The 13,240-nt window shown below is 28.7% G+C and carries 18 protein-coding genes; 9 read left to right on the forward strand and 9 right to left on the reverse strand.

The window, feature by feature from the left end; genetic code table 11:
• Positions 1–63: 63 nt before the first annotated feature.
• On the reverse strand, positions 64–426 hold the full coding sequence (locus IM532_RS03845) for a hypothetical protein (protein ID WP_194182124.1): 363 nt from the start codon (positions 424–426) through the stop codon (positions 64–66).
• 114 nt (positions 427–540) lie between these two features.
• Between IM532_RS03845 and IM532_RS03850 the strand changes: the two genes are divergently transcribed.
• Positions 541–1,158 carry a YiiX/YebB-like N1pC/P60 family cysteine hydrolase gene (locus tag IM532_RS03850; protein ID WP_317172977.1) on the forward strand — a complete coding sequence of 206 codons (618 nt, stop codon included), beginning with the start codon at positions 541–543 and terminating at the stop codon, positions 1,156–1,158.
• A 24-nt stretch (positions 1,159–1,182) separates the two neighbouring features.
• The gene (locus IM532_RS03855; RefSeq protein ID WP_194182126.1) at positions 1,183–1,368 is read left to right on the forward strand and encodes a hypothetical protein; all 186 of its coding nucleotides are present in this window, start codon (positions 1,183–1,185) and stop codon (positions 1,366–1,368) included.
• Here IM532_RS03855 and IM532_RS03860 read toward each other — a convergent pair.
• From IM532_RS03860 to IM532_RS03875, 4 genes are read right to left on the reverse strand one after another with little or no spacing between them, the layout of a single operon-like run.
• Positions 1,365–1,832 (reverse strand): peroxiredoxin, encoded by a 468-nt coding sequence (locus tag IM532_RS03860; RefSeq protein WP_194182127.1) that lies wholly within the window; start codon positions 1,830–1,832, stop codon positions 1,365–1,367. The two genes, IM532_RS03855 and IM532_RS03860, sit on opposite strands and share 4 nt — an antisense overlap.
• On the reverse strand, positions 1,819–2,229 hold the full coding sequence (locus IM532_RS03865) for a 6-pyruvoyl trahydropterin synthase family protein (RefSeq protein ID WP_194182128.1): 411 nt from the start codon (positions 2,227–2,229) through the stop codon (positions 1,819–1,821). Before IM532_RS03865 ends, IM532_RS03860 begins: the two co-directional genes overlap by 14 nt.
• A gap of 14 nt (positions 2,230–2,243) precedes the next feature.
• Complete coding sequence (gene idi, locus IM532_RS03870) at positions 2,244–2,759, reverse strand: isopentenyl-diphosphate Delta-isomerase (RefSeq protein WP_194182129.1); 516 nt, start codon at positions 2,757–2,759, stop codon at positions 2,244–2,246.
• Between the two features lie 28 nt (positions 2,760–2,787).
• Positions 2,788–3,501 carry a biotin--[acetyl-CoA-carboxylase] ligase gene (locus IM532_RS03875; RefSeq protein WP_194182130.1) on the reverse strand — a complete coding sequence of 238 codons (714 nt, stop codon included), beginning with the start codon at positions 3,499–3,501 and terminating at the stop codon, positions 2,788–2,790.
• A 99-nt stretch (positions 3,502–3,600) separates the two neighbouring features.
• On the opposite strand from IM532_RS03875, the gene rsfS reads away from it, so the two are divergent.
• The 6 genes from rsfS (at position 3,601) to IM532_RS03905 (ending at position 8,519) form a co-directional block, all read left to right on the forward strand.
• Positions 3,601–3,969: a ribosome silencing factor gene (rsfS, locus tag IM532_RS03880; RefSeq protein WP_194182131.1), complete on the forward strand. Its 369-nt coding sequence runs from the start codon at positions 3,601–3,603 to the stop codon at positions 3,967–3,969.
• Between the two features lie 25 nt (positions 3,970–3,994).
• The gene (ftsH, locus tag IM532_RS03885) at positions 3,995–5,965 is read left to right on the forward strand and encodes an ATP-dependent zinc metalloprotease FtsH (RefSeq protein ID WP_194182132.1); all 1,971 of its coding nucleotides are present in this window, start codon (positions 3,995–3,997) and stop codon (positions 5,963–5,965) included.
• A gap of 126 nt (positions 5,966–6,091) precedes the next feature.
• Positions 6,092–6,703, forward strand: coding sequence for a hypothetical protein (locus IM532_RS03890; RefSeq protein WP_194182133.1), 612 nt, complete (start codon positions 6,092–6,094; stop codon positions 6,701–6,703).
• Positions 6,700–7,551: a phosphatidate cytidylyltransferase gene (locus IM532_RS03895; protein WP_194182134.1), complete on the forward strand. Its 852-nt coding sequence runs from the start codon at positions 6,700–6,702 to the stop codon at positions 7,549–7,551. Before IM532_RS03890 ends, IM532_RS03895 begins: the two co-directional genes overlap by 4 nt.
• Positions 7,548–8,198 (forward strand): phosphatidylserine decarboxylase family protein, encoded by a 651-nt coding sequence (locus IM532_RS03900; RefSeq protein WP_194182135.1) that lies wholly within the window; start codon positions 7,548–7,550, stop codon positions 8,196–8,198. Before IM532_RS03895 ends, IM532_RS03900 begins: the two co-directional genes overlap by 4 nt.
• An 81-nt stretch (positions 8,199–8,279) precedes the next feature.
• Positions 8,280–8,519: a hypothetical protein gene (locus IM532_RS03905; RefSeq protein ID WP_194182136.1), complete on the forward strand. Its 240-nt coding sequence runs from the start codon at positions 8,280–8,282 to the stop codon at positions 8,517–8,519.
• Positions 8,520–8,538: 19 nt separating this feature from the next.
• On the opposite strand, the gene IM532_RS03910 is transcribed toward IM532_RS03905, so the two are convergent.
• From IM532_RS03910 to recR, 4 genes are read right to left on the reverse strand one after another with little or no spacing between them, the layout of a single operon-like run.
• Entirely contained in the window at positions 8,539–9,162 is a 624-nt protein-coding gene (locus IM532_RS03910) for an HAD family hydrolase (RefSeq protein ID WP_194182137.1), read from the reverse strand.
• A complete protein-coding gene (locus IM532_RS03915; RefSeq protein ID WP_194182138.1) occupies positions 9,155–9,739 on the reverse strand; it encodes a phosphoribosyltransferase family protein in 585 nt (194 codons plus the stop codon). The genes IM532_RS03910 and IM532_RS03915 overlap by 8 nt, the downstream gene beginning before the upstream one ends.
• Before the next feature lie 4 nt (positions 9,740–9,743).
• Positions 9,744–10,949, reverse strand: coding sequence for a glycosyltransferase (locus tag IM532_RS03920; RefSeq protein ID WP_194182139.1), 1,206 nt, complete (start codon positions 10,947–10,949; stop codon positions 9,744–9,746).
• A gap of 33 nt (positions 10,950–10,982) precedes the next feature.
• Positions 10,983–11,597 (reverse strand): recombination mediator RecR, encoded by a 615-nt coding sequence (recR, locus tag IM532_RS03925; protein WP_194182140.1) that lies wholly within the window; start codon positions 11,595–11,597, stop codon positions 10,983–10,985.
• 114 nt (positions 11,598–11,711) lie between these two features.
• On the opposite strand from recR, the gene IM532_RS03930 reads away from it, so the two are divergent.
• Complete coding sequence (locus IM532_RS03930; RefSeq protein ID WP_194182141.1) at positions 11,712–13,235, forward strand: sodium:solute symporter; 1,524 nt, start codon at positions 11,712–11,714, stop codon at positions 13,233–13,235.
• The last annotated feature ends 5 nt before the right edge of the window (positions 13,236–13,240 follow it).

The following is a 13,240-nucleotide window of genomic DNA, read 5'->3' on the forward strand; positions in this document are numbered from 1 at the left end:
TGTTTATTATTTGTTTCAAAAATAGGAAATTTTATTTTCAAAAAGCACAACGCACATGTTGTATTATCTGATTTTGTGTACGATCTTTAAATTTCCTGATGTTGCTTTATATGGATTAAAACTCATTCTTGATACACCATGCGTAAACTTGTATTTGAATTTTTGACTAATGTTTCCAGAAAGTTTTACTGTATTACATGAATCACAGGGTTTAATAATTATAGTATCGTTTACGTTACCCTTCAAGCGTAATATTTGATAAGAATATTGTTTATTTTTTTTTGCTGAAATAGAGTTATTAACAATTGCATCAAAATCTGTGATAAAAAACACATCACGCCCCTGGTTGCTTCCTATAATAATTGCAGCACCTAGTCCAATTAATAGCAGTATTATTGTAACTGTTAATCCCTTTTTAAAATCCATAAACTATACCTTTATAATAGAGTTTAAAAATACAAATAATAACGAATGAAAAAAATTATAAATAATGTTCTTCTACTAATAGGTTTATTTACACTCTTTTGCTTCACAAGTTGCGTGTCAAAAAACGTAACAATTAAGCAGAATGATAAAGTTATATCTATCACAGATTTAAAAAATGGAGATCTGATCTTTATACGTTCTAGAGAAGAAAATTTATCTGGCGCTATAAATAGAGTTACCCAAATTTCTAAGCAAAGAAATTATGATCATGTCGGATTAGTTGAAAAAAATTACGATTCCATCTTTATACTTCACTCCGCCCCAGAAGGCGGATCTCAACGAGAATCCATAAGGACATTATATTTATCAGCCACACAAAATAAACGTTATATAGATGTTTATCGTCTTAAAAATGAATTTTCATATAGTATTCCAGATGCTATTATAAATGCAAAATTGATGGTAGGAAAACCATATAACTGGACATATATTTTAAATAATGAATCCTTTTATTGTTCAGATTTTATAGAAAGAGCCTTTCGAGGAAATTCAATTTTCCAACATATACCAATGAATTTTACAAATATTAACACGGGTCAATTTGATTCGTTTTGGATTGAATTCTATCAGAAATTGAATTTAGAAATACCACAGAATCAACCAGGCACAAACCCTAATCAATTAGCAGAATCAGAAAAAATAGTCCAAATTGGAACATTATATATAAACTAAATGTAGAAAGCTTATCTTTGTCTCATGAAACAAAACTTATTATTAACAGGTCTTTTCTTTATCGTTTTGTTTGGTATGAAATATATTTTTGACAAAAGTGATGTAAAAACTATGTTAGTTTATTCTATTACTGGAGCAATTATCTTTTTTGCATATCGCACATTCGTACGACCAAGATTTACAAGAAATAAAAACGATCAAGAAAATTAATTTTCTTGATCGTTTTTTATAGCATTCAATGCCTTGTCAATATGTATTTGTGCTGCATTAGAACGTATATGTTCTATTAACTTTCCTTTTTTATTAAACACAAACGTTTCTCGTGGTGTTAATAAACCAAACGTTTTTTTGATTCCTAATTTCTTAGTTAATTCTGCTTTACGATCTGATAATATAGGATAATTCAAATTATTTTTAACAGCAAATTTTTCATGAGAATTAATAGATTGCCCATTGATACCCAAGACAATTGCATCTAATGCTTGAAACTCTTGGTTTATATCTCTAAATTGACAAGCTTCTTTAGTACATGTTGGCGTAAAATCCATTGGATAAAAGAATAGTACAAAATATTTTTTATATAAAAATTCATCTGAATTAAACCAGTTCCCTTTATGATCTTCCAAAGAAAATGTAGGAATATGATCACCGATTGTAAATTTATTCTCCTTCATATATTACATAGTTTCTAGGCGTTTCGTACAAGGTTATTTTTAATTCTAAATTTTGAGCTAATTTCAATCTAATTCTATTCCAAATGACAATCACAATGTTTTCTGCAGTTGGATTTAAATTTTTAAAATCATCAACTTCAATATTTAGATTTTTGTGGTCTAGATATTCTTCAACTTCCTCTTCAATAATTTTTCGTAGAACATCTAAATTCATTACAAATCCCGTCTCTGGATCAATCTCCCCTTTTACACTTACAATTAATTCGTAATTATGTCCATGGTAATGAGGATTGGAGCATTTTCCAAAAATTTCCTTATTTTTCTCCTCAGTCCAATTCGGATTATATAAACGGTGTGCAGCATTAAAATGTGCCTTTCGATTGATGGTAACTTTCATTGTTTCTTATCAGTTTATGCTTCTATATGAGAAATATATTGGTCGAATATAATCTTGAACCAAGCTGTATAATTGTGTGGATTTTTTTCGATATCTTTTTTTAAATCATCCATTTCCACCCAACGATACGCCATTACTTCATGTTTATTAAGAATAGGTTCCTCATCGTAAATACCTATAAAAACATGGTCTAATTCATGTTCTGTAAGACCATTATCTAGATTAGCTTTATAGATGAAATGAAATTTATGGAATAATTCGCAATTAAAACCCATCTCTTCTTGTAAACGTCGATGAGCAGCGTCCAAATAAGTTTCATTTTCTCTCGGATGACTACAACATGTATTGGTCCATAAAGTTGGTGAATGATATTTTGTAGCGGCTCTTTGTTGCAACATTAACTCACCTTTTGAATTAAATACGAAAACTGAAAAAGCGCGATGCAGTAACCCCGCAACATGTGCTTGTTGTTTTTCCATTAAACCCAACTCCTGATCCTGATGATCTACTAACACTACAAATTCTTCCATAAAACAAAAATACTTTCTTTATTGATTATTAAAAAATAAGTTCAATTTGTTTGTGCATAAATTCATATTCTTTACCCTTAAAATCCACTACAAGATTTCCATTAGAAGCTACATATAAAATTTTCCCTTCACAAATTTTTTCTTCTATTCTAAAATTTACTAACTGATTTTTTTTATATAAATACTTATTGTAAAAATCACTAATTAAAGTGAATGATTTATTTTCAATTAAATTAAATTCATTTTTGAAACCATCTATCAAATCTGCCAAAATCGCCAAAATGTCATACTGAATGTCAGTTTCTTTTTGTAATGATGAAGCCTTTGGCAAATGATTAAAATCAGTTTGATTAATATTTATACCAATTCCAATTATTGTATGCATAGTTTTATTAGACTTATAATTTTCTATTAATACACCACATACTTTTTTGTCATTTAGGATAATGTCATTTGGCCATTTTATGAACCATTTTCCATGTATAGAGGATAATACTTTATATATACATCCTGCTACCCACTGATTCAGAACAATTAAATCTTTATAATCTAAATCACTTTTTATCAATAAACTAAAGGTTAAATTTTCATTTGGATTTGTTTGCCATACATTCCCAGCATATCCTTTTCCTTTTGTCTGATTATATGCATGTATGACAGTCCAAGAATTGGCACCTTTTTTGGATAAATCTAGCAAATAATCATTCGTACTTGGAAGTGTATCAAATGTAATAATATTCATTTTTAATTCGAATTGAACAGATAAGTGGTTAAAGTTATTTTAAAATCTTTAGTATTTTACTAATTATAACTAAATTTGCCGTTTATATAAATAAATTAGATGATAGATTCACAATATACAAAAGACTTATTAGATAGCATTGTTGATGGAATAACAAATGTTAAAGGAGAAGATATTACAATTTTAGATTTACGCGAAGTTGAAAATGCGTTTTGTCAATATTTTGTAATCTGCAACGGTAAGTCAAATACACAAGTAAGCGCAATCGCAGCGTCTGTAGAACGTTTAGTTAAAACAGAAATGCACGAAAGACCTTATCATGTAGAGGGAACTCAAAACAAACATTGGATTTTAATGGATTACACTAACGTAATTGTTCATATCTTTCAGAATGAACACAGAGAATTCTATGACATCGAAGGCCTTTGGGGAGATGCGATAGAAACTCGCATAGAAATGAATTATTAATAGATCTTAACGAAACCAAAAAAAATTGAAAAAAAATAATTTTAAACCAAAAGGTTTTAATCCCACATGGATCTACGGAATTATAGGGTTACTACTTATTGGCTTCTTTTTTATTACACCAAATTTAGGAGGCCAAACGAAGAGCTTAGACCGTGGTACTTTTAATTCTTATGTACAAAAAGGGTTTGTTGACCAAGTTGACTTAGATTTAGAGAAAAATAAAGTAAGTGTCTATTTATCAGACAAAGCTTTAAACAGTGAAGAATTTAAACAATTTAAAAACGAAGAACCTAGCTTAACAAATTTTGGATCAAAAGGTCCTAATTTCTCATTTACAATTGCCGATGCAGGTAATTTTGAAAAGGAATTTAATGAAATTGTTGCTAGTAGTGTAAATAAAAATGTAAAATTAAACACGATAACTCCTGATGGATTTACAAAATTATTTTTACAGATTTTTATTTGGATGATATTTTTCGGAATTATCTACTTCTTTATCTTCCGTAAAATGGGAGGTGCTAGTAGTGGCGGACAAGGTGGAATTTTTAACGTTGGAAAATCTAAAGCAAAATTATTTGAAGGTGAAGATCACATCAAAACTACATTCAAAGATGTTGCAGGATTAGAAGGTGCAAAAGAAGAAATCGAAGAGATTGTTGAATTCTTGAAAAACCCTGATAAATTCACTAAGTTAGGTGGTAAAATTCCAAAAGGTGCTCTTTTAGTAGGACCTCCAGGTACCGGTAAAACATTATTGGCTAAAGCTGTAGCAGGTGAAGCTAAAGTTCCATTCTACTCATTATCAGGATCTGATTTTGTGGAGATGTTTGTTGGAGTTGGAGCTTCTCGTGTACGTGATTTATTCAAAAATGCAAAAGAAAAATCTCCTTCAATTATTTTTATTGATGAGATTGATGCAATTGGTAGAGCTCGTGGAAAATCAAATTTCTCTGGTTCTAACGATGAACGCGAAAATACATTGAACCAGTTATTAACTGAAATGGATGGTTTTGGTACAGAATCTAACGTTATTGTTATTGCTGCTACAAACCGTGCTGATATTTTAGATAAAGCTTTAACAAGACCAGGTCGTTTCGACCGTTTAATTCATGTTGACTTACCAGAAGTTAATGAGCGTAAAGATATTTTTAAAGTTCACTTACGCCCTTTAAAATTAGGTGAAGATGTTGATGTAGAATTTTTAGCTAAACAAACACCAGGTTTTTCTGGAGCAGATATCTTTAATGTTTGTAATGAAGCTGCATTAGTAGCTGCACGTAAAAATAAAGATGTTGTTGAAAAGCAAGATTTCTTAGATGCTGTAGACCGTATAATAGGTGGTCTTGAAAAGAAAAGTAAAGTGATTAAACCATCTGAAAAAAGACGTATTGCATATCACGAAGCAGGACATGCTACTATTGGTTGGTTAACAGAACATGCAGCTCCTTTAGTTAAAGTAACTATTGTACCACGTGGTAAATCATTAGGTGCAGCATGGTATTTACCTGAGGAAAGACAAATTACTACAACTGAACAGATGTTAGACGAAATGTGTATGACAATGGGAGGTAGAGCAGCTGAAGAAGTGGTGATGGGAAATATTTCTACAGGGGCTTTAAGTGATTTAGAAAAAGTGACTAAACAAGCTAACGCTATGGTTAGTATTTATGGTCTTAATAAAGAAATAGGTAATATTTCATATTATGATTCATCTGGGCAAAATGAATATGGATTTAGTAAACCATATTCTGAGTTAACTGCTCAGAAAATTGATAAAGAAATCAATTTAATGATTGAAGGTCAATATGAACGTGCTAAGGAAATATTACGATTAAATAGAGATAAACTTGATCTTTTAGCACAAAAATTAATTGATAAAGAAGTAATTTTTAAAGAAGACTTAGAAGAAGTTTTTGGGCCTAGACCTTTTTCTTCAGAAATAATTGATGAAAAGCCAGTTGTTGAAGAAGTTCAAAATCAACCTGAAATCATCTAATAACTTTACGATAAATAAAAAAAAAACACATCTTAGGATGTGTTTTTTTTTTCATTTATTGTTTAATTGGCAATTTTCACTAACTTTAAACTCTTAAATAAAGAAAAGATTAAAACATGAAAATTCATGTGGAAGGCAATTAAAAAAATATTTAATTCTGTAAATTCAACTCATACTAAAAACGAAGACAATAATAATGTTGACGTTTTTGGAGTGGATAATTCTTTCCAAAACTCTTCTTTGGATGAGTTGTTTGCAACGAACTTTAATTCGGGTGGCGGACATTTTTTATATTGTGAAAATAAAAATGAAGCAATTCATAATTTAAATCAAATTATTAAATTTGAAAATTCTTCTAAATTAATTTGTGTAGATCCTTATTTACAAAATATTCTAGAGAAAATAGAAACAGAATATACCATAAATCCTAATGAAATACCGCAAGGATTTTCATTTCTTAAATGTGAATTTCTATGTGCATTTGATGGTAGCATAATGATATCTGCACATCAAACTGCAGGACGTAAAGTAGAAGAATTTCCCTTAAATTTTATTATTTGGGCAACTCCCACTCAATTTGCTAACAACTTAAGTGATGGGCTTCAAAAATTAAAATCTTTAAAAAAAGACAATCTACCTTCTAATATTACCTGCATACGAGGAAAGGACATGCATAGTTTTAGTTCGATTCCCAATGCTAAAAATATTTATCTGTTATTGGTAGACAATTTATCATGAAAAATTTTATCCCTAGAGCAATCTCCGGAATAATCTACGCTCTTATTATTTTCCTAGGAAGTACAATTCATCCTTATGGACTTATTGCACTTATGGCTATTTTTGCCTCATTAAGTTTATATGAGTTTATAAAAATGACTCATCTAAAAGACAAATTATACTTGGTAGGAAGTATTGTAGCTTCTGCTATTCTATTTATATTATTTGGTAAAGAATTTTTAACAATTTTTTTAAATGGTAAAGATCATTTTGAGTTCTTTTTAAATTCTAAAGCATTTATACCTCCAGTTTTATTTATAATATCAATTATAACTATTTTCTTTTCTACTAGAGAATTATTAAATGATTTTTCTAAAGCTACTATTGCTGTCGTATATGTTATAATGCCATTTGTGCTAGCATTTACTCTTCCTACCTTTTCGTATGAGTTAGGTGAATATAAAATGTTCAAAGAATTATTATTTATATTTATTCTATTATGGACAAGTGATTCGTTCGCATATATAGCAGGAAATTTATTTGGAAAACATAAATTCGCTCCAAAAATTTCTGGAGCTAAAACTTGGGAAGGATTTGCAGGAGGTTTGATTTTTACCATATTAGCAGGTTTTATTATTGAGAAATATTTTGATAGTAATGCTATCGTAGATTGGTCAATTATAGGTATAATCGTGGCTCTATTAGGTCCTATCGGAGACTTAACTGAATCTAAATTAAAGAGATTTTTTCAAATAAAAGACAGTGGAACATTAATTCCAGGTCATGGCGGTTTTTTAGATAGATTAGATAGTTTTATATTTGTCGTTCCATTTATCTATTTATATTATTTATTAGTATACACTTTATGAAGCTTCACAGAGAAGGTACATCCATATTAATTGGATGCTTGGTATTATTTACTATTATAACTGTTGCGTTGGCACATTATATGCCTACCTATGGTATAGTATTAGCTTTACCCTTTTGGATCCTATTTGGATTTATAATTTGGTTTTTTAGAAACCCTATCAGAGAAACTGATTCTTCTGATAATTGTATTATTGCTCCAGTTGATGGAAAAGTTGTCGTTTTAGAAGAAGTATATGAATCTGAATTTCTGAAGGAAAAATGTATTCAGTTATCGATTTTCATGACGCCTTTAAATGTGCACGTCACTCGATATCCGGTAAATGGAAAAGTAATTTTTTCTAAATATCATCCAGGAAAATTTTTGGTTGCATTTCATCCAAAATCATCAGAGTTAAATGAGCGTACCACTGTAGTAGTTGAAACTCCAGATCAGACAAAAGTATTGTTTCGTCAGATTGCAGGAGCTGTAGCTCGACGTATTGTAAATTATGCAAAAGATAATGATGATGCTATTGCTGGTAAAGAGTATGGATTTATTAAATTCGGATCAAGAGTTGATATATTCTTACCATTAGATACAAAAATTGATGTAAAAATTGGTGATATCACAAAAGGTGGTATTCAAAAAATTGGCGAGTTAAAATAAAGTTTCTTAAAACAAACATTTTACTTAATTTTGTAGAACATTTGATTTATAATACATCATTTACATATAAAAATTGTAGACATGAAAAAATTAGGATTATTAGCTGCTGTAGCTTTTTTAGCAGTTTCTTGTAACACGAAACCAGGTGGAAACCACGGAGTTTTACCTGTTGAACATGAAGCATACACTGCAGATGATTTACACCACGAGGGTGGACACGGAGAAGATCATGCTAAACATGCTGAAGAAGTGCAAGCTGATACAATCTCTACAACTGAAAAAGTTGAAGAAGTAAACGATACAATTAAAGCTGGAAATTAATCCAGCTTTTTTTTTATTTTTATATTATCTCCAATTTATTTTTATACTGAGCTTTGTATTTATTTAGAGAAGTAACTGTAGGCGATACTAAAATAACTTTTTTACTATTTAAAGCTAAAGGTAAATCATCTATGGAATCTGTGTAAAACTCTTCTACCAATTCACCGCTTAATAAATATTTTTCTTTTAAAAGATTTAAATATTTTTCTTCTTTATAGTTATTAGAAAATTTGCCATTGCTAACAGACGCTCCTATCACTATAATTTCATTATTAAACGTTGGGAATATTTTTTTTATACAAGGTTTTAAATACTTTTCAGGTGCTGCAGAAGATATTATAATCATATGGTGATTTTGATATTCTTTAACCAATAAATCATAAACTTTTTGATTCACAAAATATTTTATAATCCTCGCAAAAGTTTTATAATAACTATCTGATAGTTTAATTTCCAGTATTTCTCTTTTAAATTCATCATGAGAAATACGTTTGCTAATCTTTCTTTGAATCAAAAGAATCAAAAGATTATATCTAAACTCAAATTTTAACATAGAAAAAACAAGTACAAATAAAATCCATAACGGAAATGTATTTATACGTACTAATGTTTTATCAAAATCAAATACTATTTTCTTAACCATCTAAAGACCAAGGAAAGCGAATTAAAACATTTTTATATAAAAAATAGTCTGGCATCATCATGGTATTCTCATTAGTTACTACAACTGCTAATGATTCTACAGCTACTGATTCATGCTTTTTAGTTCCTATATAATCAGATACTTTTTTTAATGTTAAACCAGAATCTACTGCGTCATCAATAATCAAAATTTTATCATATTTGTTATAATCAATCTCATTTTCTACTATAATATGACGTGCAGTATCTAAATTGCTATTTGTTAAAATTTTAAATTCCATTACACGTAAAATATCTAAAACTGATAAAGGAAGAATCTTAAAGAAATTTTGAATAAGATATTTTAAAAATTTTTTATTTTTCTTAGCATATGTAGATGGTCGTTGGCATGTTATAAAATTTAACTCAATTTGATTTTTCGAATTATATTTCAAAAAATCATACACATTTATTGCTAAAGGGGAACCACCTTCTTTAATTCCTAGTATAAGAAGTTTTATTGAATCATTATTCAATTCTTTTAATGATTCTGCTAAAAAATCATTAAAAGCATTTTGTTCAAAATTTATTACCTTCATATTACTATACTATTTTATTAAACAACCAATAATCATATTGTTTAACAACTTCCTCTTCCTTTAAAATTAATAAATTAGAAACTCGCTCTAAATATAGCGAATAAGACTTATTGTTTGTTAATAATTGGTGTAAATAATTAATATCAATCGAATTATTATTAAATACTATATCTTCATATCCACTTCCTTTAACACCTTCATTATTTGATATTATAAGATTTCGATAATCTAAAGCTTCAATTAATTTAGTTTTAACTCCACTTCCATTAGATGAAAAGTTAAGAAAGAATTTGGAAGATACATATAATTCGTGTAATTCCGCTTTACTAACATTGAATTTAAATTGAATGTTATAGTGTAAGGAGAATATTTGTTTAATAATTTCTTGCCTTTCTACCGATGTACATTTACCTGCTATTGTAATATTATAATGCATTAAATCATGGTCTAGTATAAATGTATTTATCTTGTGTATAGCACGAAGATTATCATCTAAATCTAAATTTCCTACGTAAAAAAAGTCGATTTTTTTATGTACATTTTCCTTTAAGCTTTTAGATTTATAAAAAATAGGCAATAAAATATTCTTGGAATTTTGATAAGTTAATTTCTCCAGATTGATTTTATCTTCAGTTGAAATATATAAAAATCCTTCGTAAAATTTATTATTCAAAATTTTCTTTTGATATTTATTATACTTTAAACTTTCTGACCAGAAGAATATTTTTTTAGGTGATGAACTTGATTTATACATATTATAATAATATTCAGCTTCATCATTATGTAACCTCAACCAAAATGGTGGTTTATCGCTTCCTTTATTTATAATATTTGCTAATAATTCTAAATTTTTAGTTGATTTTAAATGTTCAATTAAAACCAATGAATATTTTTCAGTTTTTAGAAACTCAATATTATTATAATTAATTGCTCTAACATTTACTGAAAAGGGAATTGAACTAATGAATTTATATATCTTTAAAATTGAAACACTAATTAGTTCTATATAATAATTACAAATTATTGTTTGATTGCTTTTAATAAATTCCTCAAAATACTTTTTCCTATTTTGATCAAAACAGGTACAAATTATGTCTACTTTAATATTATTGTTTTTATAATAGGCGAATTTTCTTTCGATATCCACTACACCACCGTAATTGGAAGGATAAGGCGTATCAAAACAAACTATAAGGATTTTATTAACCATTATAATACTTACTTGTAGATTGCATAATTGTTTTTAAAATTTTTGATCTGAATAAGGCACACGATATTGTATAGACCGTACCAAAGTAGCTTCATCGGCATATTCTAACTCGTCTCCTACTCCTAGTCCTCTAGCAATAGTAGAAAATTCAATATTATACTCTTTTAACTGTCTGAATAGATAAAACACGGTAGTATCTCCTTCCATTGTAGAACTTAGGGCAAAAATAATCTCTTTAATCTCGTCATTTTTAGCGCGTTGTACTAAACTTGAAACATTAAGTTGAGTTGGTCCAACACCTTCCATGGGCGATATCTTCCCTCCTAAAACGTGATATGTTCCTTTAAATTGCCCAGTATTTTCAATTGCCATTACATCTCTTACATCTTCTACTACACAAACCAATGTTTGATCGCGTAATGGATTACTACAAATTTCGCAGATGTCTAAATCTGAAATTGTATGACATTTTTTACAAAATTTTACATCTTCTACTAACTTAGATAATGCTTCTGATAGCGCAGCTGTCTGAGATTTTGGACGATTTAACATATGAAGAACGAGACGCAAAGCAGTTCTTTTTCCTATCCCAGGTAAATTCGCCATTTCTTCCACTGCACGCTCCAATATTTTACTCGGATAATTCATATTATTATAAAAGTTAATTTATTTATTTCCTCGAAAATACAAATTTCATTTTGTGTGATTCTCGTTTTCTATAATCAAAAGTATTAAATTTGACTAAATTATGTTAAAACATTTATGAACTCAACTGTTTTACTACTTTTTGTAGTAATTTATTTTATTGGATTACTTGTAATATCTTACTTTACAAGTAGAAATTCAGACAATCAATCATTTTTTAATGGAAATAAGAAGAGTAAATGGTGGCTCGTTGCATTTGGTATGATTGGCACCAGTCTAAGTGGGGTTACTTTTATTTCTGTTCCAGGTACAGTCGGAAAGCTCACTGGTACGGAATATATTTATGGTGGATTCGAATATTATATGATGGTAATTGGTTTCTTTATAGGATATTTAGTGGTATCATCTGTATTACTACCATTGTATTATCGAATGAATCTAACTTCAATTTACACCTATTTAGGACACCGATTTAATGTTGAAGCACATAAAATGGGTTCAATTTTTTTCATAATTTCTAGAGGTATTGGAGCTACAGCTCGATTATATTTAGTAGTAAATGTTTTACAAATTTTTCTCTTAGATCCGTTAGGCATCCCCTTTTGGGTAACCACAATGGTACTGATGTTAATGGTTCTTTTATACACTTTTGAAGGTGGCGTTAAGACAATTGTTGTAACAGATACTTTACAAACATCTTTTATGATTATTAGTTTATTTGCATGTATTTGGTTTATTTTACAAGAACTCCACTTATCTCCTACAGAAGCGTATAAACAACTCACTGCACAGAACTATACTCATTTTATAAATTTTGATCCCAACTCAAAAACCTTTTTCTTGAAAACTATTTTAGGCGGAATGTTTATTACAATTGCTATGACAGGGTTAGATCAAGAAATGATGCAAAAAAATATCTCTGTTGACAATATTAATAATGCAAAGAAAAATATGTTAACTTTTGCAGGAACTTTATTGTTTGTTAACCTAGCATTCTTATTTTTAGGTGGTATTCTATATTTATATGCCATTCAGAATGGAGGATTTTATCTTAATGAAGAATTCTTTTTAAAAGCTGGTGGGACAAATGTAATGGGAGACGATTTATTCCCTGCTTTATCACTACAAGGATATTTTCCGATGATTATTTCAGTTATTTTTATAATTGGATTAATATCAGCTTTATTCCCTTCTGCAGATGGCGCTTTAACAGCTGTTACATCTTCATTTTGTGTAGATCTTATTGGTTTGAATGACAATAATAATCTTACAGAAAAACAAAAACGATCAACTCGTTTAAAAATTCACTTAACTTTCACCATTGTATTTTTTGTTTTAATAATGATTTTTAAAATGATTAATAATAAAGGCATTGTATACTTAATTATGGAAGTCGCTGGTTATACATATGGACCATTGTTAGGATTATTTGCATTTGGGATTTTTACTAAACGAGTAATTAATATTAAATTTGCCATCGTTGCAGTTTCTATACTTGCCCCTATTTTAACATTTGTAATTAATGAATCAGTAACCTCATTTACAGCTTATAGAATTGGTGTTGAATTAATTATTTTAAATGGATTATTAACCTTTATAGGACTGTGGATAGTTAGTAAAAAAATAATATTAAGAACGTAGAAAAG

The sequence above is a fragment of the Faecalibacter rhinopitheci genome, from assembly GCF_015234135.1.
Taxonomy (GTDB): domain Bacteria; phylum Bacteroidota; class Bacteroidia; order Flavobacteriales; family Weeksellaceae; genus Empedobacter; species Empedobacter rhinopitheci.